Origin of the sequence: Myroides sp. C4067 (genome assembly GCF_038039665.1) — a bacterium.
In the GTDB taxonomy this organism is placed as follows: domain Bacteria; phylum Bacteroidota; class Bacteroidia; order Flavobacteriales; family Flavobacteriaceae; genus Flavobacterium; species Flavobacterium odoratimimum.
This window is the reverse complement of the sequence record NZ_JBBPHJ010000006.1, coordinates 133593-155564: the sequence shown is the minus strand read 5'-3', so window position 1 is coordinate 155564 and position 21972 is coordinate 133593. Positions and strand designations below refer to the sequence as shown.

21 protein-coding genes are annotated in these 21972 nt (G+C 34.0%); 12 read left to right on the top strand and 9 right to left on the bottom strand.

The genetic code is table 11. The features are described 5' to 3' along the window. Window positions 1-73 precede the first annotated feature (73 nt). Genes AABL87_RS06410 through leuB form a run of 4 tightly spaced genes read left to right on the top strand, consistent with a single transcriptional unit; the run spans window position 74 to window position 4355 of the window. Window positions 74-1249, top strand: coding sequence for a 2-isopropylmalate synthase (locus AABL87_RS06410; protein ID WP_341277094.1), 1176 nt, complete (start codon window positions 74-76; stop codon window positions 1247-1249). 13 nt (window positions 1250-1262) lie between these two features. Beyond that, window positions 1263-2666 (top strand): 3-isopropylmalate dehydratase large subunit, encoded by a 1404-nt coding sequence (leuC, locus tag AABL87_RS06405; protein WP_326367929.1) that lies wholly within the window; start codon window positions 1263-1265, stop codon window positions 2664-2666. Then, window positions 2650-3234, top strand: coding sequence for a 3-isopropylmalate dehydratase small subunit (gene leuD / locus AABL87_RS06400; protein WP_006256968.1), 585 nt, complete (start codon window positions 2650-2652; stop codon window positions 3232-3234). Before leuC ends, leuD begins: the two co-directional genes overlap by 17 nt. Before the next feature lie 2 nt (window positions 3235-3236). Continuing rightward, on the top strand, window positions 3237-4355 hold the full coding sequence (gene leuB / locus AABL87_RS06395; RefSeq protein ID WP_006266495.1) for a 3-isopropylmalate dehydrogenase: 1119 nt from the start codon (window positions 3237-3239) through the stop codon (window positions 4353-4355). Between the two features lie 31 nt (window positions 4356-4386). Here leuB and AABL87_RS06390 read toward each other — a convergent pair whose 3' ends face one another. Beyond that, window positions 4387-4611: a hypothetical protein gene (locus AABL87_RS06390; RefSeq protein ID WP_341277093.1), complete on the bottom strand. Its 225-nt coding sequence runs from the start codon at window positions 4609-4611 to the stop codon at window positions 4387-4389. Between the two features lie 281 nt (window positions 4612-4892). On the opposite strand from AABL87_RS06390, the gene AABL87_RS06385 reads away from it, so the two are divergent. The 3 genes from AABL87_RS06385 to carB all read left to right on the top strand — a co-directional run bounded on the left by AABL87_RS06385 (window position 4893) and on the right by carB (window position 9143). Next, a complete protein-coding gene (locus AABL87_RS06385) occupies window positions 4893-5816 on the top strand; it encodes a beta-1,6-N-acetylglucosaminyltransferase (protein WP_006256971.1) in 924 nt (307 codons plus the stop codon). A 165-nt stretch (window positions 5817-5981) separates the two neighbouring features. After that, window positions 5982-6143 carry a 50S ribosomal protein L34 gene (gene rpmH, locus AABL87_RS06380; protein WP_006256972.1) on the top strand — a complete coding sequence of 54 codons (162 nt, stop codon included), beginning with the start codon at window positions 5982-5984 and terminating at the stop codon, window positions 6141-6143. 147 nt (window positions 6144-6290) lie between these two features. Continuing rightward, window positions 6291-9143, top strand: a complete 2853-nt coding sequence (gene carB / locus AABL87_RS06375) for a carbamoyl-phosphate synthase large subunit (protein ID WP_006256973.1) — start codon at window positions 6291-6293, stop codon at window positions 9141-9143. A gap of 36 nt (window positions 9144-9179) precedes the next feature. On the opposite strand, the gene AABL87_RS06370 is transcribed toward carB, so the two are convergent. Beyond that, window positions 9180-9605, bottom strand: a complete 426-nt coding sequence (locus tag AABL87_RS06370; RefSeq protein WP_341277092.1) for a hypothetical protein — start codon at window positions 9603-9605, stop codon at window positions 9180-9182. Between the two features lie 179 nt (window positions 9606-9784). Between AABL87_RS06370 and AABL87_RS06365 the strand changes: the two genes are divergently transcribed. Beyond that, window positions 9785-11107: a DNA recombination protein RmuC gene (locus tag AABL87_RS06365; RefSeq protein WP_006263046.1), complete on the top strand. Its 1323-nt coding sequence runs from the start codon at window positions 9785-9787 to the stop codon at window positions 11105-11107. 135 nt (window positions 11108-11242) lie between these two features. Next, the gene (gene mgtE, locus AABL87_RS06360; protein ID WP_006256976.1) at window positions 11243-12556 is read left to right on the top strand and encodes a magnesium transporter; all 1314 of its coding nucleotides are present in this window, start codon (window positions 11243-11245) and stop codon (window positions 12554-12556) included. A gap of 64 nt (window positions 12557-12620) precedes the next feature. On the opposite strand, the gene AABL87_RS06355 is transcribed toward mgtE, so the two are convergent. Both AABL87_RS06355 and AABL87_RS06350 read right to left on the bottom strand, forming a co-directional pair. Further along, window positions 12621-12824, bottom strand: coding sequence for a hypothetical protein (locus AABL87_RS06355; protein WP_006256977.1), 204 nt, complete (start codon window positions 12822-12824; stop codon window positions 12621-12623). Window positions 12825-12878: 54 nt separating this feature from the next. Beyond that, on the bottom strand, window positions 12879-14123 hold the full coding sequence (locus AABL87_RS06350) for an MFS transporter (RefSeq protein ID WP_006260731.1): 1245 nt from the start codon (window positions 14121-14123) through the stop codon (window positions 12879-12881). A 135-nt stretch (window positions 14124-14258) separates the two neighbouring features. Between AABL87_RS06350 and meaB the strand changes: the two genes are divergently transcribed. Continuing rightward, complete coding sequence (gene meaB, locus AABL87_RS06345) at window positions 14259-15356, top strand: methylmalonyl Co-A mutase-associated GTPase MeaB (protein ID WP_006256979.1); 1098 nt, start codon at window positions 14259-14261, stop codon at window positions 15354-15356. A gap of 26 nt (window positions 15357-15382) precedes the next feature. On the opposite strand, the gene AABL87_RS06340 is transcribed toward meaB, so the two are convergent. Together AABL87_RS06340 and AABL87_RS06335 are read right to left on the bottom strand one after the other, a co-directional pair. Further along, window positions 15383-15634, bottom strand: a complete 252-nt coding sequence (locus tag AABL87_RS06340) for a hypothetical protein (protein ID WP_006256980.1) — start codon at window positions 15632-15634, stop codon at window positions 15383-15385. A 7-nt stretch (window positions 15635-15641) separates the two neighbouring features. After that, complete coding sequence (locus AABL87_RS06335; protein WP_006266491.1) at window positions 15642-17015, bottom strand: MATE family efflux transporter; 1374 nt, start codon at window positions 17013-17015, stop codon at window positions 15642-15644. Window positions 17016-17156: 141 nt separating this feature from the next. Between AABL87_RS06335 and AABL87_RS06330 the strand changes: the two genes are divergently transcribed. Continuing rightward, window positions 17157-17684 carry a hypothetical protein gene (locus AABL87_RS06330; RefSeq protein ID WP_006256982.1) on the top strand — a complete coding sequence of 176 codons (528 nt, stop codon included), beginning with the start codon at window positions 17157-17159 and terminating at the stop codon, window positions 17682-17684. Between the two features lie 61 nt (window positions 17685-17745). Here the strand turns inward: AABL87_RS06330 and AABL87_RS06325 are convergent, their stop codons facing one another. Continuing rightward, on the bottom strand, window positions 17746-18621 hold the full coding sequence (locus AABL87_RS06325; protein ID WP_039328961.1) for a PPK2 family polyphosphate kinase: 876 nt from the start codon (window positions 18619-18621) through the stop codon (window positions 17746-17748). A gap of 70 nt (window positions 18622-18691) precedes the next feature. Between AABL87_RS06325 and AABL87_RS06320 the strand changes: the two genes are divergently transcribed. After that, window positions 18692-19531, top strand: a complete 840-nt coding sequence (locus tag AABL87_RS06320) for a DUF6929 family protein (RefSeq protein WP_341277091.1) — start codon at window positions 18692-18694, stop codon at window positions 19529-19531. Window positions 19532-19604: 73 nt separating this feature from the next. Here the strand turns inward: AABL87_RS06320 and AABL87_RS06315 are convergent, their stop codons facing one another. Beyond that, the gene (locus AABL87_RS06315) at window positions 19605-20804 is read right to left on the bottom strand and encodes an ABC transporter permease (RefSeq protein ID WP_006256985.1); all 1200 of its coding nucleotides are present in this window, start codon (window positions 20802-20804) and stop codon (window positions 19605-19607) included. Beyond that, entirely contained in the window at window positions 20797-21918 is a 1122-nt protein-coding gene (locus AABL87_RS06310) for an ABC transporter permease (protein ID WP_232297427.1), read from the bottom strand. The genes AABL87_RS06315 and AABL87_RS06310 overlap by 8 nt, the downstream gene beginning before the upstream one ends. Window positions 21919-21972 lie beyond the last annotated feature (54 nt).

The following is a 21972-nucleotide window of genomic DNA, read 5'->3' as shown; positions in this document are numbered from 1 at the left end:
TTTTGTTTTTTTGATAAAGTTAACAAAAAGCTTTTATACACTTTTGTCTAAAGTTATTTAAAAACATAAAAATATGAAAACTGAAAAGATTGAGATTTTTGACACCACATTAAGAGACGGAGAACAAGTACCTGGTTGTAAACTAGATAAACAACAAAAGTTAACTATTGCTCAGCAACTCGATGAATTAGGTGTTGATGTGATTGAGGCAGGTTTTCCTATTTCTAGTCCTGGTGACTTTGAGGCTGTTCAGGCGATTAGTAAAATCGTTAAAAACGCTAAAATATGTGCACTTACTCGTGCGAATACAAAAGATATAGATTCGGCAGCTAAAGCATTAGAGTTTGCACAAAAACCAAGAATACACACAGGTATCGGTACATCTGACTCACATATAAAATACAAGTTTAACTCAACACAAGAGGCTATTATAGATCGTGCTGCAGAAGCTGTAGTTTATGCTAAAAAATATGTGCATGATGTAGAGTTCTACGCTGAGGATGCTGGTAGAACTGATAATGCTTATCTAGCGAAAGTATGTGAGGCAGTAATCCAAGCAGGGGTGACAGTGATCAATATCCCAGATACTACGGGATACTGTCTACCTACAGATTATGGAACCAAAATCAAATACCTAAGAGATCATGTCAAAGGAATAGAAAACGTCATCTTATCATGCCATTGTCACAATGATCTAGGTATGGCTACTGCTAATTCTATCGCTGGAATAATCAATGGAGCTAGACAGATAGAATGTACGATCAATGGTATAGGTGAACGCGCAGGTAATACTGCTCTAGAGGAAGTGGTCATGATCTTAAAACAACATGAGAATTTAGGCTTTCATACCGATATTAATACGACGTTGTTAAACCACTTAAGCCAGTTGACTTCTTCTACGATGGGCATGGTAGTCCAACCGAATAAAGCTATCGTAGGTGCGAATGCCTTTGCTCACAGTTCTGGTATTCATCAAGATGGAGTGATTAAACGAAGAGACACTTATGAGATTATAGACCCTAAAGATGTAGGTGTAGATGCCTCTTCTATTATTCTAACAGCACGTAGTGGTAGATCTGCCTTAGCGTACCGCTTCAAGAATATCGGATATGACGTTACTAAAACCGAATTAGATACCTTATACGAATATTTCTTAGGCGTAGCAGATACTAAAAAAGAAGTAACCGAAGTAGACTTATTTGCCATTATGAATATGTACACACAGAACCAGATTATTAAACACGCCTAAACAAACAAAGAAAATGAGTAAAACACCAAAAACATTATTTGACAAGGTATGGGATGCCCATGTCGTAGAAAGTATTGAGAACGGTCCGGATATATTATATATAGATAAACATCTAATTCATGAGGTAACGAGTCCACAAGCCTTTGATGAACTAAAGAAGAGAGATATTCCTGTCTTTAGACCTCAACAAATCATCGCTACAGTGGATCACAATGTACCTACTCTAAATCAAGAATTACCAATAAAAGATCCTTTATCAAAACAGCAAGTAGAACAATTAGCAATTAACTGTAAGGAAAACAACATTACTTACTATGATTTAGGACACCCATACCAAGGAATAGTGCATATTATCGCACCCGAACTTGGTATTACTCAGCCAGGTATGAGTATGGTCTGTGGAGACAGTCATACTTCTACTCATGGCGCATTCGGAACTATTGCCTTTGGTATCGGGACGAGCCAAGTAGCGCAAGTATTCGCTAGTCAATGTATCTTAATGAATAAACCAAAGACTATGCGTATCACTGTAAATGGTAAGCTTAATGCTCATGTACAGCCAAAAGATGTGATCTTATACATCATCTCTCAGGTAGGTACAGATGCAGGTACAGGATACTTCTGTGAATATGCTGGTAACGTATTTGAAGAGATGAGTATGGAAGGGAGAATGACGGTCTGCAATATGAGTATAGAGATGGGAGCTCGTGGAGGAATGATAGCTCCTGACAAAACTACTTTTGACTATGTAAAAAATAAAACCTTTGCTCCTCAAGGAGAAGAGTGGAATCAAAAAGTAGCGTATTGGTCAACGTTACCAACAGATAAGGATGCGAAATTTGACTGTGAATATCACTTCAATGCTGAGGATATCAAGCCGATGATTACTTATGGTACTAACCCAAGTATGGGAATAGACATAGATACGTTCATTCCATTCAATAAAAATGAATCAGAAGAGAAAGCTCTTAATTATATGGGATTATTACCTGGTCAGGCTATTGATACGATACCGATTAAACACGTATTTATAGGTAGTTGTACGAATGCGAGAATAGAAGACTTTAGAGTAGCTGCTTCTTATATTAAAGGAAAGCAAATCTCTAAAGACATCAATGCTCTAATAGTACCTGGTTCACAAAAAGTAGTCGCTCAGATTAAAGAAGAAGGACTAGATATAGTGTTCCAAGAAGCTGGTTTTATAATTAGACAACCAGGCTGTTCTGCTTGTCTAGCGATGAATGAAGACAAGATACCATCAGGCGAATTCTGTGTTTCTACTTCAAATAGAAACTTCGAAGGAAGACAAGGACAAGGAGCTCGTACCTTATTAGCAAGCCCATTAACAGCAGCTATCGTAGCTGTAGAAGGAAAGATTACTTACTCTAAAATGAATGAATATGCAAGCCTTAACTAAGATAACATCTACCGCTACTCCATTAGCTATAGAGAATATAGATACAGATCAGATCATACCTGCTCGTTTCTTAAAAAGTATAAACAGAGAAGGCTTCGGTGATAATCTATTTAGAGACTGGAGATATAACAATGATGGTAGTGAGAAAAAAGACTTCTCTCTAAACAACCCTAAATACGCTGGTGAAATATTAATCGCTGGTAATAATTTTGGGTGTGGAAGTAGTAGAGAACACGCAGCATGGGCTTTATCTGATTATGGTTTTAAAGTGATTGTGAGTAGTTACTTTGCAGATATCTTTAAAACGAATGCTTTAAACAATGGTGTACTTCCTATTATGGTAAGTAAGGAGTATCTCTCTTACTTATTTAATGAAGTACAAAATAACCCTAATGTAGAGATAGATGTGGATGTGGAACAACAGTCTATTACAGTCAATAATCAAAAAGAGCACTATGAACTAGATCCGTATAAAAAGATCTGTTTGCTAAATGGATATGACGACATAGACTTCTTAATTGCTAAAAAGGATGCAATAAAATCCTTTGAACAAACTAAATCGTACTAGACATGATGAACAAATACAATATAGCGGTATTATCGGGAGACGGTATAGGCCCTGAGGTAATCCACGAGACAATAAAAGTATTAAACGCAGCGGCACAGACCTATGTGTTCCAATTACAATATCACGAAGCACTAATCGGAGCTATTGCTATAGACGAAACAAACAATCCTTTGCCACAGGAAACATTAGCTAAATGCAAGGCTTCGGATGCTGTGCTTTTTGGCGCGATTGGGGATCCTAAATACGATAATGATCCGTCTGCGAAGATACGCCCTGAGCAAGGGTTACTTGCTCTTAGAAAAGAATTAGGCCTTTATGCTAATGTACGTCCTGTAAAAGCGTATCAAAAGCTGATCAATAAAAGCCCTTTAAAAGAAAGCATCATTCAGGGAACTGATATGGTAATTTATAGAGAATTAATTAGCGGTATCTACTTCGGAGACAAAAGCACTTCTGCTGACGGCAAGTCAGCAGTAGATATCTGCTCGTATCATCAAGAAGAAATAGAAAGTATCGCTCGTCTAGCTTTTAAAACTGCTAAACAACGTAATAATAAAGTGACACTTATAGATAAAGCAAACGTATTAGAAACTTCTAGGCTGTGGAGAAAAGTAGTGAAGACCATTGCTATGGAGTTCCCAGAAGTTGAACTAGACTTTATGTTTGTAGATAACGCGGCTATGCAATTAATCTTAAACCCAAAACAGTTTGACGTTATTCTAACAGAAAATATGTTTGGAGACATTATTTCTGATGAAGCTAGTGTTATCGGTGGCTCTATTGGCTTATTGCCTTCTGCATCTATCGGAGAAGAAAGCGCTTTATTCGAGCCTATTCACGGTTCTTATCCACAGGCAAAAGGACTAGGAATCGCTAATCCTATTGCTTCCATATTAAGTGGAGCTATGATGCTAGAACATTTAGGCGAACACGAAGCTGCTGAAGCTATAGAGGATGCAGTACTACACTGTATCAATGCAGGAGTATTAACTACTGACTTAGACAAGACTTCTAAATTTATTACATCTGATATCGGTGACTATATCTGTAACCATATTCGATACAGAACAGGATATCGATATCAAGATAATATCCCGTATCACAAATCAACGATTATATAAACAGAAAAGAGCTCCTTAATGGAGCTCTTTATTATTTTGTTCTGCTCATTTGATGAGCTTGTATATCTTCGTATATCTTTACCGTCTGCATAGTGGTAAAAGCTTTCATCTTATTCAGCATATACTGTCCATGTTCTCCCATTTCTGGTTGTACTTTCGGCTTTCGCTTATCACTTCCTACCCAAGTATAATAATATGTTTTATCATTCTCAACCGCCACTATCCCCCACAGAGTCAACCACATAACTATAGTCATTTAGACCAAATCTATAAGACTTAGTATTACAAAACAGATTATCTCCTGTATATTTATAATTCGCATCAGATAAAATATAATTATTATATTATCATAAAAGATATTTTATTTCAAAACTATACTATATTTGTTTTAGTTTAAAAAAGTATAATTAAGTAAAATCTTTTGTCTTCATTATTATTTCTAATCAAAAACGAAAGATAAGTTAACTCTCTTCAATAACAGCTTCATATTGATTTCATTTACTTCAATACGAAGTTATAATTTTTTATTGTTTCAATATGAAAATATATTATTTAGTACAAGCTCATACAAATCCATCACAGTTAAAACGTATGATAAGTCAATTGACAGATGATCAAGTTTTTTTTCTAATTCACATTGATTCTAAAACTTCTATCGATATATTTAAAGAAATTAGTTATAAAAAAAACATACATTTCATAGAGAACAGAGTTAACTGTATTTGGGGAGATTTTTCACAAGTTCAAGCAACACTTAATCTAATACAAAATTTAAAACTATTTCCTGTACAACCAGAAGATAGAATAGTCTTAATTAGTGGACAAGATTACCCCCTAAAAAACGCGAAAGAGATAACAAAATTTTACTCTGAGAATATATCAAAAGATTTCATTGAATTTTTTGTAGCTAAAGAAAAACATTACCGCCCTTACTTAAACTTCAAAGGTTACAAAGTTAACAGAAGTGATAAAAGAGGTGATTATGTAATTTTTAAAAAACATAACTTTACAGGTATATACAAATCACTACTTAAAAGGTGCTTTAAATTTAAATACTTAAAGTATTTTTTTACAGAAAAAAAACTCAATCCATCTATAACGTTTTACAAAGGCTCTCAATGGTGGTCATTGAGATATGATACATTGCAAAAAATAGTAGATTTATACAATTCTAATTATGATGAATTTTATAATTTCTTTAAAGTATCGTTTTGTTCTGATGAATATTTTTTTCAAACTCTATTAGTACAAGTTATGAAAGATGATATCGATATTAAAGTCGAATCTTTACTAACATATATAGATTGGGATAGAACGAATGTTCCTCTACCAGTTACTTTTACAATCGAAGATAAGGAGTTTTTAAAAACAGCTTCAGACAATTTTCTTTATGCAAGAAAATTCGATACTACAAAAGATAAAGAAATATTAGATTGGATAGATTTGAAGTTGTTAAAGTAGAAAACAATCACTTAAAAAATCTAATCATGAAAAGAATGAAAATATTTTTCAAAAACGTTTTGTAAGAGTAAAAAGACTTTTATATATTTGCACTCGGTTTTTAAGCAACAGCTAATTCAAATAAACCAGTTAGATTAGTAAAATTAAGATTTAAAGATAAAAGCAATGAGCAAAAGAACGTTTCAACCATCGAATAGAAAAAGAAGAAACAAACATGGTTTCATGGATAGAATGTCTACTCCTAACGGTAGAAAAGTATTAGCTGCTAGAAGAGCTAAAGGAAGACATAAATTGACTGTTTCTTGTGAAACAAGACATAAAAAATAATGTTTGATTCAAACATAAATAAAGGTGTTACTATTATTCGTAACGCCTTTTTTTATACTTTGTCGTAAAACATATCATCTATCACACACAACAACACTAAACTTACTTCACTCACAACGAAGTATTTAACATAACAACACAATTAAAATGCCCAAAGACAATTCTATCAAAACTGTATTAATCATTGGTTCTGGACCAATCATTATCGGACAGGCTTGTGAATTCGATTACTCAGGTTCACAATCAGCAAGATCTTTAAGAGAAGAAGGAATTAAAGTTATTTTGATTAACTCTAATCCTGCGACAATTATGACTGACCCATCTATGGCAGATCATATTTACTTAAAACCACTGACAGCAAGATCTATTATTGAGATTCTTGTAGCTCATCCTGAGATTGATGCTGTATTACCTACTATGGGTGGTCAGACAGCACTAAACTTATGTTTAGAATGCGATGAGAAAGGTATATGGGCAGACTTCGGAGTTCGCCTAATCGGTGTTGATATCAACGCTATTAACATCACTGAAGATCGTGAGCAGTTCAAACAACTTCTAGAAAAAATAGATGTTCCTGCAGCTCCTGCAAGTACAGCTACCTCATTCTTAGAAGGAAAAGAGATCGCTCAAAAATTTGGTTTCCCATTAGTTATTCGTCCTTCATTTACCTTAGGAGGTACTGGAGCAGCTTTCGTTCACAAAGAAGAAGACTTCGACGATTTATTAACTTATGGATTAGAAGCTTCTCCTATCCACGAAGTTTTAATTGACAAAGCTTTATTGGGATGGAAAGAATACGAATTAGAATTATTACGCGACAAAAATGATAACGTAGTAATCATCTGTACTATCGAGAATATGGACCCTATGGGTATCCACACAGGAGATAGTATCACAGTAGCTCCTGCTATGACATTATCAGATAGAACATTCCAGAGAATGCGTGATCTATCGATCAAGATGATGCGTAGTATCGGTAACTTCGCTGGAGGATGTAACGTACAGTTCGCTGTATCACCAGACGAAAAAGAAGATATCGTAGCTATTGAGATCAACCCTCGTGTATCTCGTTCTTCTGCATTAGCTTCTAAAGCGACTGGTTACCCTATCGCTAAGATTGCAACTAAACTTGCATTAGGATATACACTTGATGAATTACAAAACCAAATTACTAAATCTACATCTGCTTTATTCGAGCCGACTTTAGACTATGTAATCGTTAAAATACCTCGTTGGAACTTTGACAAATTTGAAGGCGCTGATAGAACATTAGGTCTTCAAATGAAATCTGTAGGTGAGGTTATGGGTATCGGACGTTCATTCCAAGAAGCTTTACACAAAGCAACTCAATCATTAGAGATTAAACGTAATGGTCTAGGAGCTGACGGTAAAGGATACACTAACTATGATCAAATTATCGATAAACTTACTCACGCAAGTTGGGATAGAGTTTTCGTAATCTATGATGCAATCCAACACGGTATTCCATTAAGTAGAATACACGAAATCACTAAAATCGACATGTGGTTCTTAAAACAATACGAAGAACTATATATGTTAGAAAAAGAGATTTCTAAATATACACTTGAAACTCTACCTAAAGATTTATTACTAGAAGCAAAACAAAAAGGTTTTGCCGATAGACAAATCGCTCATATGCTAAATACACTTGAGAGTAAAGTACACGACTTACGTGATACAATGAACATTCAACGTGTGTTTAAATTAGTAGATACTTGTGCTGCAGAATTCCCTGCTAAGACTCCTTACTACTACTCTACGTTCGAGGCTGAAATCGAAAGACCTGACGGTACACGTTATGTCTCTAACGAAAGCATCGTAACAGATAAGAAAAAGGTAGTGGTACTAGGTTCAGGACCTAACCGTATCGGTCAAGGTATCGAATTCGATTACTCATGTGTACACGGAGTATTGGCAGCTGAAGAGTGTGGTTATGAAACAATCATGATTAACTGTAACCCAGAGACAGTATCTACTGACTTTGATACAGCGAACAAATTATACTTCGAACCGGTATTCTGGGAGCATATCTATGACATCATCCAACACGAGAAACCAGAAGGTGTAATCGTGCAGTTAGGTGGTCAAACAGCTCTTAAACTAGCTGAAAAACTAGAGAAGAATGGTATTAAGATCTTAGGAACTAGTTTTGACGCATTAGACTTAGCAGAAGACAGAGGACGTTTCTCTGAATTATTAGAGCAATTAGATATCCCATTCCCTCAATTCGGTGTTGCTAAGACAGCTGAACAAGCTAATAAACTAGCAGATCAATTAGACTTCCCTCTACTAGTAAGACCTTCTTATGTATTAGGAGGACAAGGAATGAAGATCGTTATCAACAAAAAAGAATTAGAGGAACACGTAATCGAATTACTGAACTCTATTCCTGGTAACTCATTATTACTTGACCACTATCTAGCAGGAGCTATTGAAGCTGAAGCAGATGCTATCTGTGACGGTGAGAATGTACACATCATCGGTATTATGGAGCATATAGAACCATGTGGAGTTCACTCTGGTGATAGCCACGCTATGTTACCTCCATTTAACTTAGGTGAATATGTGTTAAACCAAATTAAAGACCACACAAGAAAAATTGCTGTAGCTTTAAAAACAGTTGGTTTAATCAACATTCAGTTTGCTATCAAAGATGATATTGTATATATCATCGAAGCTAACCCTAGAGCATCTAGAACAGTTCCATTCATCGCTAAAGCGTATGGAGAACCTTATGTAAACTACGCTACTAAGGTAATGCTAGGACACAACAAGGTAACTGATTTTGACTTTAATCCACAATTAAACGGATACGCAATCAAAACTCCAGTATTCTCTTTCAACAAGTTCAAAAATGTAAATAAAGCATTAGGACCTGAAATGAAATCTACAGGAGAAAGTATCTTGTTTATCGAAAACTTAAGAGACGATCAATTCTATGAAATCTATTCTCGTAGAAAAATGTACTTAAGTAGATAATACTAAAAAAGCCCACTTGATAAAAGTGGGCTTTTTTTATTTATTTCTAGAGTATCCTTCTCTTTTATCTACTCTACTATTATAATATTTATAATAAATACCTCCTGCACATACCTCATACTCTCCAAATTCTATAGAGTCATAAGCTGAAATTATAAAAATAGAGCTAAGTAATACATTTCGATCTTTCATTACAAACTTTTTAAGACTTGTCATAGCTTCAGGGCTCATAAAAACATTCCCATCTGCTATAGACTGTGTTTCATCCACTTGTGTAAAATTACAAGCAATATATCCATCCATCTGAGTTAGTTTTTCTTTTAAATCTCTTTTCTTTTTGCTTTTCGATTCTTGCTTAATATCACTCTGTATAAGTGTATCATTAACATGAATAAAAACAAAAGAATTAGCAAATAAACTTGAGGTCATAAATAATAACCATACACATAAAAAGTTTCTCATAATAAATATCTTTAAAATTATAGCCTGATATTAAAGATATAACATTTAACAATACAAAAACCTAAATTACAAACACTAAAATCCATAATATAGTTTTGCTAAAATCCATAGCAATACTACACTCTGTTATACAGACATTATTTACTACTTTTGACTATCTAACTTCATTGTCAAAAAACATGTCACAAGAAATATTAATAGGCTTATTAGCTATTCTAATTATCGTTGCTTTTTTTATTGGTAAATCAGGTAAAAAAGAAACTACCTCATCTGGAGATCTTATTAGACTACAAGCAGACAACGACTTTAAAGATAAACTGATAGATCAACTAAAAAGCGAAAAGAAAACAATAGAAGAAAACTTAGAGATTATCCGATTAGATAATCAGGAACTAATAGCACGTATATCTATTCGCGATACAGAATACATTAATTTACAAGAACGATTAGAATCACAACAACAAGAGACTGCTAATCTTCAAGAGAAGTTCACAAAAGAGTTTGAGAACCTCGCTAATCGAATATTAGAGGAGAAAAGTGATAAGTTCACTAAACAAAACAAAGCTAGCTTAGAAACGCTATTATCACCTCTACAAGAGAAAATACAACACTTCGAACAAAAAGTAGAACAAACACATAAAGAAAGTATTGATCATCATGCTGCATTGCGTCAACAGATATTTGGGTTACAACAACTAAACCAAAAAATGAGTCAAGAAACCCTTAATCTAACAAAAGCACTAAAAGGGGATAATAAAATGCAAGGAAACTGGGGAGAGATGATTCTAGAAAGTGTACTTGAAAAATCTGGTTTAGAAAAAGGTAGAGAATATGAAACTCAACAAAGCTACACTTCTGAAGAAGGTAATAGACTACAACCCGATGTTGTAATCTACTTACCTGACAATAGACATATGGTAGTCGACTCTAAAGTATCCTTAGTTGCTTATGAACAGTATATCAATACTGTAGATATCGAAGAACAAAAACGCTATCTACAAGAGCACTTAATTTCTTTAAAAAGACATATAGAAGGATTATCTGAAAAGAATTACCACGAACTATACAGAGGTACAAGTCCTGATTTTGTATTGCTATTTATCCCTATAGAGACAGCCTTCTCGATAGCAATTAACGCAGATAATACACTATACACTAAGGCTTTTGAAAAAAACATCGTCATAGTAACCCCTTCTACTCTATTAGCAACATTACGCACAATAGAAACAATGTGGAGTCAACGCAAGCAACAAGAAAACGCTTATGAAATAGCTAGACAAGCAGGCTTGCTATATGATAAATTTGTTGGACTAGTTACAGACTTACAAAAAGTAGGAAAGAAGATAGATGAATCAAGAAATGAATATGACAATGCCTTCAATAAATTAAGTGAAGGAAAAGGAAACTTGATAACTTCTGTGCAAAAATTAAAAGACATGGGCGCCAAGGCTAAGAAAAGCTTAGATTCACAAATTTTAGACAATGCTATTGATAACCTTTAATTTAAATAGATAAAATATTAAGAGAAGTTTATTTTATTAAAAAATCATTAGAAATTTTAAAGTACACTTTGTATAGATTACCTTTGCATAGTTTTTAAGAAAATATTATACTAACTACTTAATAAGCTTCGATCTATGACTTTTAAAGACATGCACCCAGCAGATATTGCTGAAGCAATTACAGAGATGAAAAGAACCGATAGAAACCTTGCGTTTCTAAAGCTTTCACCTGACTTAAAAGTTGAAGTATTCTCCTTTTTAGATATTAATATTCAAGAGGAAATAGTACGTAGCATGACTAGAGAAGATTATGCAGATGTACTTAATAACTTAGAACCCGATGACCGTACAGAGTTATTAGAAGATTTCCCAGATGAATTAATTAAATACTCTATCAACTTATTAAATGATAAAGAAAAGCAAATTGCACTTAACTTAATAGGATATAAAGAAGATAGTATTGCTCGTTTAATGACTCCTTTATACATACAAACAAAGGCTAACAAAACAGTTAGACAAGTTTTAGATCATATCAAGGTGTATGGTAAAAAAGCCGAAACATTAAACTATATCTATGTAGTAGATGATCACAATAGATTAATTGATGACTTAAAACTAGGTGAATTAGTTCTAGCAGACGAAAATACACTAATAGCAGACTTAATAGACAATACATTTGCTTCTATTACAAGTACTACAAAAACAGAAGATGCTTTTGATATATTCGAGAAATACGATCGTTCTGCACTACCGATTATTACTGAAAGCGGAGTACTTGTGGGTATAGTAACCTTCGATGATATCTTAGATGCTATTAAAGATAGAGATACCGAAGATATCCAAAAGTTCGGGGGTATGGAAGAGTTAGATTTATCTTATACACATACACCACTATTCGAATTAGTACGAAAAAGAGCTGGTTGGTTAATTATATTATTTTTAGGAGAAATGTTAACCGCTTCAGCCATGGGACATTTTGAAGATGAAATAGAAAAGGCAGTTGTCTTAGCACTATTCGTTCCTTTAATCATATCTAGTGGAGGTAACTCAGGTTCACAAGCAGCTTCTCTTATTATACGCGCTATGGCATTAGGAGAGCTAAAGTTAAGTGATTGGTGGTATGTAATGCGAAAAGAGGTTGCCTCAGGAGTTATGCTAGGAGGTATCTTAGGAATTATAGGTTTCGTGAGAATCTTTATTTGGCAAGAAGCAGGTATCTATGACTACGGAGAGCATTGGATTGCTATCGGACTAAGTGTATCAGTCTCTTTACTATTCATTGTGTTATGGGGTACCTTATCAGGTTCGTTAATACCATTTATACTAAGAAAGTTTGGAATGGACCCTGCTACTGCATCAGCTCCGTTTGTTGCTACACTAGTAGACGTTTCTGGATTAATAATCTACTTCTCTATAGCAGCAATGTTCTTATCAGGAAAGATATTATAATAAATAAGTATAACTAAAAAAAAGCGAGTAAACATTTGTGTTTACTCGCTTTTTTTATATAACCTTACTTTAAGGTAAGAGGTTTTTCAGCTTCTAATACAGGAGCATTAGAGTTATTATAAATCTGAGGCTCATTATTTTTATTATAACTAACTAGAGCTTGCTCATACTCTTTTTTATACTTGTCTTTATCTGAAGTCAATTTATCTTTTGTTCCACAAGAAATAAATAATATACTTATTGATAGTGTAATATACGCTACTCTCATACTATCTAGTTTAAAGGTTGATTCTCTTAAAGATAAACTTTAAATTAATAGATACTACTCCTCTTCTCTAAATTTGACTTTTTTCATATTTGGTAACAAAGCTGCTATAATCCCTATTAAAGGTAAATAGGCACAAATCATATAGATATTCTCAATAGAAGTACGATCAGCCCACCATCCTAAAACAGCAGATCCTAAACCTCCCATACCAAAAGCAAAGCCATAAAACAAACCTGATACCATCCCTATTTTACGTGGTAATAGCTCTTGTGCATACACTAATATAGATGGGAATGCTGAGGATAGGATTAAACCGATAATCACAATTAATATACCTGTCCACTCTAAAGAAGCATAAGGTAGTAACATCGTGAACGGAGCTACTCCTAATACTGAGAACCAAATAATATATTTACGTCCTACCTTATCTCCAAAGAAACCGCCTATTAAAGTTCCTGCTGCCACAGCTAACAAGAAGTAAAAAAGATAAACCTGAGCTTGTACTTCACTTATACCAAACTTATCCATTGTATAAAACTGAAAATAACTAGAAATACTAGCTACATAGAAATACTTAGAAAAGATAAGTAATAATAAAACTACAATAGATGTCCATACTCTTAACTTAGAAAGTTCAGGAATACGAATAACTTTCTTCTTCTTACCAACTTGACTCTTTAATACATCTTTATACCATCCACCAATAAAAGCATATACAAATTGAGCAATAAAACCAACAACTAAGAACCATAGTAAATGTTGTTGTCCTTTTGGTAATACAACCCAAGCTACTAATAATGGTGCTAAAGCTGTTCCTGTGTTACCTCCAATCTGGAAAATAGATTGTGCTAAACTACGTTTCCCTCCTGAAGCTACATAAGATACCCTAGATGACTCTGGATGGAATATAGAAGATCCTATTCCTATTAATATAACAGCACATAGTACCATTGCATAAGAAGGGGCGTAACTAAGTAAAATCACTCCAAGCATAGAACAAATCATACCAATCATTTGTGAATAAGGTTTTGGATGTTTGTCTGTATAAGTTCCTACTAAAGGTTGAAGTAAAGAGGAAGAAACTTGATAACAAAAAGTGATCATTCCGATTTGTGCAAATGTTAAGTTATAGTTAGTCTTTAATAGAGGATAGACCGCTGGTACTATAGCTTGTAGAAAATCATTACATAAGTGTCCAAAGCTTATTGCTAATAGAATTGGAAAGACTGTTTTTTGATTTACTGTTTGTTCATTGATTTTGTTTACTAATGTTTTGGGTGCAAAAAGTTTAGTATTCATTACGTCATTTTTCGTTAAGCCCAAATATAATAGGTTGTACATATACTGTCCTAACCGTTCAAATAAATTTCGAAATATGCCTATTTTTAGTACTTTTACCTTTTATCATTACACCAACCCAATAGATTCTTAAAAATGTCACAGCATAATTATAATAAATCAGCGTTAACTGAAAACGAAGGTATTGAACAACCTAATACTACGGATCAAGATGCTATAGCTAAGTTTCAAGCTAGACGCAGACAGAAGATATCTACTGTTGAAATTATTCAGAGAATCATTAACAATGATAAAGTAGCCTTAAGTCAAGGTATCACACTTATTGAGAGTTTAAATCCACTGCATCACGCACAAGCAGACGAAATAGTACAAGGATGTCTTCCTTATGCTAATAAATCTGTCCGCATTGGTATAACAGGTGTACCTGGAGTTGGGAAAAGTACATTCATAGAAGCCTTCGGTCTCTTACTGACTAAAATGGGTAAAAAAGTAGCTGTATTAGCTATTGATCCTAGTAGCAGTATCACTAAGGGAAGTATCTTAGGAGATAAGACACGTATGGAAGAACTAGTCCGAGAAGAGAATGCTTTTATACGCCCATCAGCTTCTGGAGACAGCTTGGGTGGTGTAGCTAGAAAAACAAGAGAAAGTATAATCTTATGCGAAGCTTGCGGTTTTGACACTATACTAGTAGAGACAGTGGGGGTTGGACAAAGCGAAACTGCGGTACAGAGTATGGTAGACTTCTTCTTATTACTTAATCTAGCTGGTGCTGGTGATGAACTTCAGGGAATCAAAAGAGGGATTATGGAAATGGCGGATGCTGTTATTATCAATAAAGCAGATGGTGAAAATATAAAAAGAGCTCATATGGCTAAACTTGATTACAATAGAGCCTTACATCTTTTCCCTAAGAAGCCTTCTGGATGGACACCAAAAGTAAGTACCTGTAGTGCTATTGAAAACACAGGAATAAAAGAAATTTGGGACATCATCACTCAATACACCACATTGACCAAAGAAAATGGTTATTTCGACAACAGACGTCAAGAACAAAACCAATATTGGATGATGGAGACTATAAACGAAAACATATTAATGAACTTCTACAATCACCCAGAAATAAAAGCAATGCTTACTGAAAACAAAAAAGCAGTGCAAAACAGTGAATTATCACCTTTCGCAGCTGCTCATAAAATCTTAGATCTATATTTTAACTCACAAGCTAAATAGTATTGAACTATTTAGCTTGTTCTATATTAATCTTCTTCGTCTAGTTCCTCGTCATCTACGTAACGCTCCATCTCTCTTTCGTAAAACTCACCAGCTTTTACGATCAATCCTTCCATCTCAGCTTCTATCTCAGCTTCTTCAGACTCTTCTATTGTTTCTAAGAACTCTACCTCATCAGTATTTAAGTTGATGATAAATCTAGGGAATTCTAAATGTATAATAAAAATATCCTCTGGATACTCAGTATTATCAGCTAGTACGAATTTTGGTAACTCCATATTAATTCTAATTATTATTTATTAATCTGTTTGACAATTTATGAAAACGCCAGTATAGACATATTGCAGCAGTAGTTAATCCTGCTAATAAACCTATCCATATCCCAGCTGCTCCTACACTAGTATACAATCCAAGGTAAATAGATATAGGAAAACCAATAATCCAATAAGATACAAAAGTAATTCCCATAGGCATATTTACATCTTGAAGTCCTCTAAGTGCTCCTAATGTTACTACTTGTATACAATCTGATATTTGGAATACTGCCGCTACAAGTAATAACGTGCCTGCTAATTTAATCACTTCTTGATTCATTACCGCATTTTCGATGTCATTATTATCTAAAAACAACATTGGAATATACTGATGGAATAAAACAAAAAGAATTGCAAAGCCTGTATAAATAATAACTGCCATTAAGATAATAGACCTCGCTACTACTCTTAACTTCACATAATCCTTTAATCCTCTTTGATTCCCTACTCTAATCATCGCAGCTACGCTTAGCCCACTTGCAAACATAAAAGTCATCGAAGACATACTCAATGCGATCTGATTAGCGGCCTGTGCCTCTGTACCTATCATTCCAGATAACCATACTGCTCCAACAAAAAGTGCTACTTCAAAGAAACTCATCATTCCTGAAGGAACTCCAATTTTTGTAATTTTCAGTAACATCTCCTTTTTGATTTCATGAAACTTAATATGTGATAAGAAAGGCTTAAACATCTCTTGTCTCTTCAAAGCGAAATGCATATAAATAATCATCACAATACGCGAAATAAGTGTACCATAAGCTGCCCCTAGCATACCCAATTCGGGGAAAATCCACACACCATATATCAACAAATAGTTAAATACTATATTAGTTAAGTTTGCAATTATCGTTGCATACATAGAATTTTTTGTCTGTGATTTACCATCTGCAAACTGCTTATAAGATTGATACATTACTAATGGAATCAAAGATAAAGCTACAATATCTAAGAATGGTTTAGCAAGGATCGTTACCTCCTCTGGCTGCCCCATGTGCATTAATAGAGGCTTTGCAAAAAAGATAATACTAAATAACACTACTCCTAAAATAGTACATAATGCCAGCCCATTAATAAAAATACTTCTTCCACCTTCTACATCTTTTTCTGCATCACTATGAGCTACTAATGGAGTCAAAGCTGTTGAAAATCCGACACCTAAAGCCACTGCTATAAAAACAAAACTATTTGCTAAAGAAGCTGCTGCTAATTCTGTAGCTCCGATTTTCCCCACCATAATATTATCAATCACCCCCACAATTGTATGACCAAGCATTGCTAATATAATAGGATAAGCTAAACGTATATTATACCCAAATTCTTTATAGTATACTGATAAATTCATTCACAAAAATTTTGTGCAAATATAACTACTGTATACGGAAACTCACTCTCTTAATTACACGAATAAACAAAAACATATTCTCAAACGGCAAGTTTATTGCAGTATATTTTTCTCAAACAACAAAATAAAGACACAATCCTCATGATTAAACTCACTAAAAAAATTTCACTTACAGTGTTAGCACTAAGTGCTATTTTAGTTGCAATGCCAGCTGCAGCTCAAAAGAAAGACAAGCCTTATTACCCTCAGGGATTTAGAGTAGGTTTTGGTCTAAACGGAGGTATGCCTTTAGATTCTAAATATGATGCCGCACTTGGTGTAGATGCAAGAATCCAATATGACGTTAGTCAAAAAACCTCGTTTACTTTAACTTCAGGTTATACTCATTTATTTAATGGAGATGAAGGAGATTTAGGATTAGTTCCAATAAAAGCAGGATTTAAACAGTTTTTAAACAAAAACATCTATGCTATGGGAGAATTAGGAGTAGGTATTGGTACGCACTCAGGAATGGGAAATACCTTTATTTGGTCACCCTCTATTGGTTTTGCTAATCGCTATGTAGATGTAAGTCTTCGTTATGAAAATTACAATGATTATAACACTGATCAACTTGCTGTCCGTGTAGCCTACGGATTTTCTTTAAAAAAGAAAAGCAAAAAGAAATAGAAATAGAAACATAACTGAACAATAAAGCCAATTCAATAATTGAATTGGCTTTATCATTATCTTACTCTTCATTCTTTAATTTCTCAATATACATATCCAGATCCTTTTGAATCTCAGGGTCTAGTTTAGGCAGTTTGATATCGTCATATTTACTAAATACTTCTTCTAGTATTTTAGCAAACACATAACGACAATAAGCCTTATCATCAGCAGGTAATACATACCATGGACATTCTGCTGTAGAAGTCCTATTAATAGCCTCTTCATAATACTTTTGATAGTTATCCCAGTACTCTCTTTCTTTAATATCACTAGGTTCAAACTTCCAATTGTGTTTCTCTTTTTCTAATCGACGCAATATTCTTTTCTTCTGCTCCTTCTTACTTAGGTGCAAAAAGAACTTCAAGACTATTACTCCATTATTACTGATATGTTTCTCAAAGTTATTAATCTCTTCGTAACGTTTGTCCCAAAACTCATCTGTTATATCTTCTGCTTTATTAATACCAGGTATTCTTTCATTTAAAACTACTTGTGGGTGAACTCTAGAAATCAATACATTCTCATAATGACTACGATTAAACACAGTAAACTTTCCTCTCTCAGGCAAGGTCACATAATGCCTCCAGATATAATCATGCTCTAGTTCATAAGACGTAGGTTTCTTAAAACTTTGCACCACTACCCCTCTAGCGTTAAAAGCCTTAAAAACTTCTCTAATTAAACTGTCCTTCCCAGCTGTATCCATTCCTTGTATACAGATAAGTACACTATAACGATTATGAGCATACATCACATCCTGAAATTTACCTAAGTTACGACTCAGTTTTTCCACTTTTCGAAATGCCTTGGTCATAGATAGATTTAAATCTGGTACAGTTGATAATTTTTCTAGCTCAACTTTATTGTCTATTCTATATTTTTCTTCTATATTCATTCTCAGAAATTTTTAAGCTTAAATTACTATTTTATTTTAATTTACTCCGCTTTTACATAACATTTATTCTATGAAACAAATTGCACTAGAACTACTTTTCCAGATATTAGGCATTGGAGCTGCATCTGGCTTAGTGTATGATGACAACCAACTCCATATCATTTCTGACAATTCTACTTACTTCTATCACTATAGTTTACAGAATAATCATCTTTATAAAACGTCTTTATCAAGTGACAATCTAAGTCAAGAGAATATAGAGAAAGCTATTAAACCTGATTATGAAGCAATCACTACAGATGGGTTAAACTACTATATTTTTGGTTCTGGCTCTAAACCGAATAGAATAAACTTAGTAGAAGTAAACGGACTGACACACGAAGTCCTTTCAGAAAACGAACTAGACATACTATATGATTCTATGAAGAGTTTTGCTAATCTAAGTGATGCTGACTTTAATATAGAAGGGGTAATTTTTGACAATGATCTATGGTATTTTTTTAATCGAGGAAATGGACCTAAAGGTGCTAATGGAGTATTCGTTGTAAAGGGTAACAACATTCTAAATGATTTTCAAATCACTTATACTCCTATGAAATTACCAAAACTTAATAAAGTACAGACTAGCTTTACAGACGCTATTAAAGTAGAAGACAAGATATACTTCTTAGCTGCTGCAGAAGATGGTCAATCAACCTATGCTGATGGAGAAATAAAAGGAACTATACTAGGCCGTATAGATACCAAAAAACTAAAAGTAGAAAAGACACTAACCATAATTAACACACATAAATTCGAAGGATTAACCTTATATAGTCAAGAAGGAAAAAACTTAGAGTTCTTACTATGTGAAGATCCTGATAATGACAAAAATGAATCAGGCATATACAAACTATCTATTAAGAATTAAATTTTCCCTTTATATCTGAACAAAAAAAGCAGAAGTAAATACTTCTGCTTTTTTAATTTTATTAGCTCTAAAGCTATATTGAATTAGTTGTTTTCGTTTGTCTTAACCTTCTGTTGGTCCAGACCGCAAAGATAAAATAAAAAATACAAATACCCCACATTTTAATAAAGACATCGCTAATTTCTGTCAGTGATGCTCCGAACTGTGTAAGAGATATAAATCCTTTTACTCCTAACGTACTTGGTACCAATACAGAAACACCTTTTATCCAAGCAGGAAAGGCTATTGTAGGCCATGAAGTACCACTAAGCATTAGAGCTGGAATAGAGAATACTGTAACACTCATAATTGCCTCTTCTCTTCTCTTAAAGAAGTTTACTAAAGTCATTCCCATAAAGGTAATAGACAAGATAACAGGAATCAAAAAGATCATAATCTCAAATATATTTCCTCGTTGGGGCAAATTATAAACATGCATGATAATAAGCACCCCTACTAAAAGTAATATCATTGATATAATCAAATAAGTCAAGGCTCTTCCTAAAGTTAAAAAGACATTGCTAAAACGTCTTTTTTCAGCATAAGAAAAGACCTGAGCAAACATCCCATTCTGACGAAGTGTCCCCCCCATAATCCCCATACCTGTTAACTGTAATGTCTGTAATGCAATAATAAACACTACTGGGATAACGAATGTAGCATATCCAACATTAATATTATAAAGAGGTACAGCTGTGACATTAAATGGACGTCTAGTAGCAATAGCCTGATCCATTGGTGTGCTTTTAGCCATTGCCTTGTTCACTTCTACTTGCGCATTGAACGTTCCCATAGAGACCATCACAGCTCCTATAGTTTGCTTATAATAGAGCATATAAGACGCATCTGCATATACTGAGATAGAAGGGACTTCTCCCTTTTGCATATCACGAGTAAAATCTTTTGGTATCATTATAATACCTCTAATTTCACCTTTATCATATACTTCCTTAGCTGCATCAAAATCACTTGTATGATATACTACCTTTAACTGATGTGTAGCATCTATCATTCTACTAACCTGCTGCCCTAACTTAGCCTGATCGTGATCTACAATTGCTACAGGTAAGTCATCAAAGTTCTCATGTGAGTAGACATAAGAATAGAAGAATCCTACTAACATAAAAGATAGCATATAGGACATCACTACAGCCGAATCCGAAAAGATTAGTTTAAACTCTCGTTTACACGCTTCTGTAATTAAAGCGAAGTTAGCTATTAGACCTTTAAACATCGTATCCTCCTTTCTTCAATTTTTTATAGTACAACGGAATACACAACAATCCTACGCATACAAATATAGCTAGCGTTATGATGTAATTCTGTTGTGTATTATTATATTGAAATCCTTTAATAGCATAATCAACTGTAAAACGCATATAAGAGTGGAATGGAAAAATATAATTAAACCCTCTTATGAATGCACTCATCCCTTCTGGAGGAAACGTATATCCAGCAAAAGAAAAGGCTAGAGCTGCATAAGACCCTCCTATAGTCAGTGCTGTTCTAAGGCTAGACATAATAGAAGCCATAAAGAAAGCCATACTCTGACATACCACTACGAAAGAACAAAAGAATAAATTTATAACGAAGAAATTTCCTTTAAAAGGAACTCCGATTCGGTAATAAAGTAAACTATTCATCATGAACCCCATTAAACAGAACAGTAACGTATAAGGTAATATTCTACTTATCACAGCTACGAATACTTTATCATTACTCTGTTCTAATAATTGTTTCCCTTTATTATATCTCAACACAGATCCAAAAACATAGATAGAGATGACCATAATAATAATCTGAAATGACATTGGCATAAAAGCAAGTGTCAGATAATACCCATAACTTGTATAAGGATTATACAGCACATGGCTATTAGTACCTGTAGGCACTACAGTAGCCACAGCCTGTTCTGCCATCAGTCCACTCTGTTGTAAACTCATGATCTTTGCCCCTGCAGCTAGATTACCTGCTACCATCTGGAAATCTCTTTGTATTAATCCTGCTGGTAATAAATACTGCCCATTGTAGTAACACACTACATTAGTATAAACACCTTTCTGAGCATTTTTCTGAAAATTCTTTGGTATTATAATTAGAGCAAAAGAATCTCCTCTTCTAATTGTCTGTTGACCTTCTAGCTCATCACTTACTTCATAAGCAATGTCCATACTAGCTGTAGCATCGATCATACGTCCTAACTGACGAGACAATTTACTTTTATCTAAATCTAGTAACGTAACAGGGAGATCTCGTGAAATCCCCTGACTCAGCAGTGATGAATAAAAATAGAATAGCATCATAGGCACACCTATCATCAAGACAAGCAACCGCGGTGATGTAAACATCCTTTTACATTCACTAATAAATATAGATAAAAAACCTGTTTTAGTCATTACACC

Coding starts and splice junctions, on each gene's coding strand:
- AABL87_RS06370 (WP_341277092.1), bottom strand. CDS start 9,605: ATGAGAAACTTTTTATGTGTATGGTTATTATTTATGACCTCAAGTTTA.
- AABL87_RS06330 (WP_006256982.1), top strand. CDS start 17,157: ATGATTAAACTCACTAAAAAAATTTCACTTACAGTGTTAGCACTAAGT.
- leuB (WP_006266495.1), top strand. CDS start 3,237: ATGATGAACAAATACAATATAGCGGTATTATCGGGAGACGGTATAGGC.
- AABL87_RS06310 (WP_232297427.1), bottom strand. CDS start 21,918: ATGTTTACATCACCGCGGTTGCTTGTCTTGATGATAGGTGTGCCTATG.
- leuD (WP_006256968.1), top strand. CDS start 2,650: ATGCAAGCCTTAACTAAGATAACATCTACCGCTACTCCATTAGCTATA.
- AABL87_RS06320 (WP_341277091.1), top strand. CDS start 18,692: ATGAAACAAATTGCACTAGAACTACTTTTCCAGATATTAGGCATTGGA.
- mgtE (WP_006256976.1), top strand. CDS start 11,243: ATGACTTTTAAAGACATGCACCCAGCAGATATTGCTGAAGCAATTACA.
- AABL87_RS06325 (WP_039328961.1), bottom strand. CDS start 18,621: ATGAATATAGAAGAAAAATATAGAATAGACAATAAAGTTGAGCTAGAA.
- AABL87_RS06340 (WP_006256980.1), bottom strand. CDS start 15,634: ATGGAGTTACCAAAATTCGTACTAGCTGATAATACTGAGTATCCAGAG.
- AABL87_RS06355 (WP_006256977.1), bottom strand. CDS start 12,824: ATGAGAGTAGCGTATATTACACTATCAATAAGTATATTATTTATTTCT.
- AABL87_RS06335 (WP_006266491.1), bottom strand. CDS start 17,015: ATGAATTTATCAGTATACTATAAAGAATTTGGGTATAATATACGTTTA.
- AABL87_RS06410 (WP_341277094.1), top strand. CDS start 74: ATGAAAACTGAAAAGATTGAGATTTTTGACACCACATTAAGAGACGGA.
- AABL87_RS06365 (WP_006263046.1), top strand. CDS start 9,785: ATGTCACAAGAAATATTAATAGGCTTATTAGCTATTCTAATTATCGTT.
- leuC (WP_326367929.1), top strand. CDS start 1,263: ATGAGTAAAACACCAAAAACATTATTTGACAAGGTATGGGATGCCCAT.
- meaB (WP_006256979.1), top strand. CDS start 14,259: ATGTCACAGCATAATTATAATAAATCAGCGTTAACTGAAAACGAAGGT.
- AABL87_RS06390 (WP_341277093.1), bottom strand. CDS start 4,611: ATGACTATAGTTATGTGGTTGACTCTGTGGGGGATAGTGGCGGTTGAG.
- rpmH (WP_006256972.1), top strand. CDS start 5,982: ATGAGCAAAAGAACGTTTCAACCATCGAATAGAAAAAGAAGAAACAAA.
- carB (WP_006256973.1), top strand. CDS start 6,291: ATGCCCAAAGACAATTCTATCAAAACTGTATTAATCATTGGTTCTGGA.
- AABL87_RS06315 (WP_006256985.1), bottom strand. CDS start 20,804: ATGTTTAAAGGTCTAATAGCTAACTTCGCTTTAATTACAGAAGCGTGT.
- AABL87_RS06385 (WP_006256971.1), top strand. CDS start 4,893: ATGAAAATATATTATTTAGTACAAGCTCATACAAATCCATCACAGTTA.
- AABL87_RS06350 (WP_006260731.1), bottom strand. CDS start 14,123: ATGAATACTAAACTTTTTGCACCCAAAACATTAGTAAACAAAATCAAT.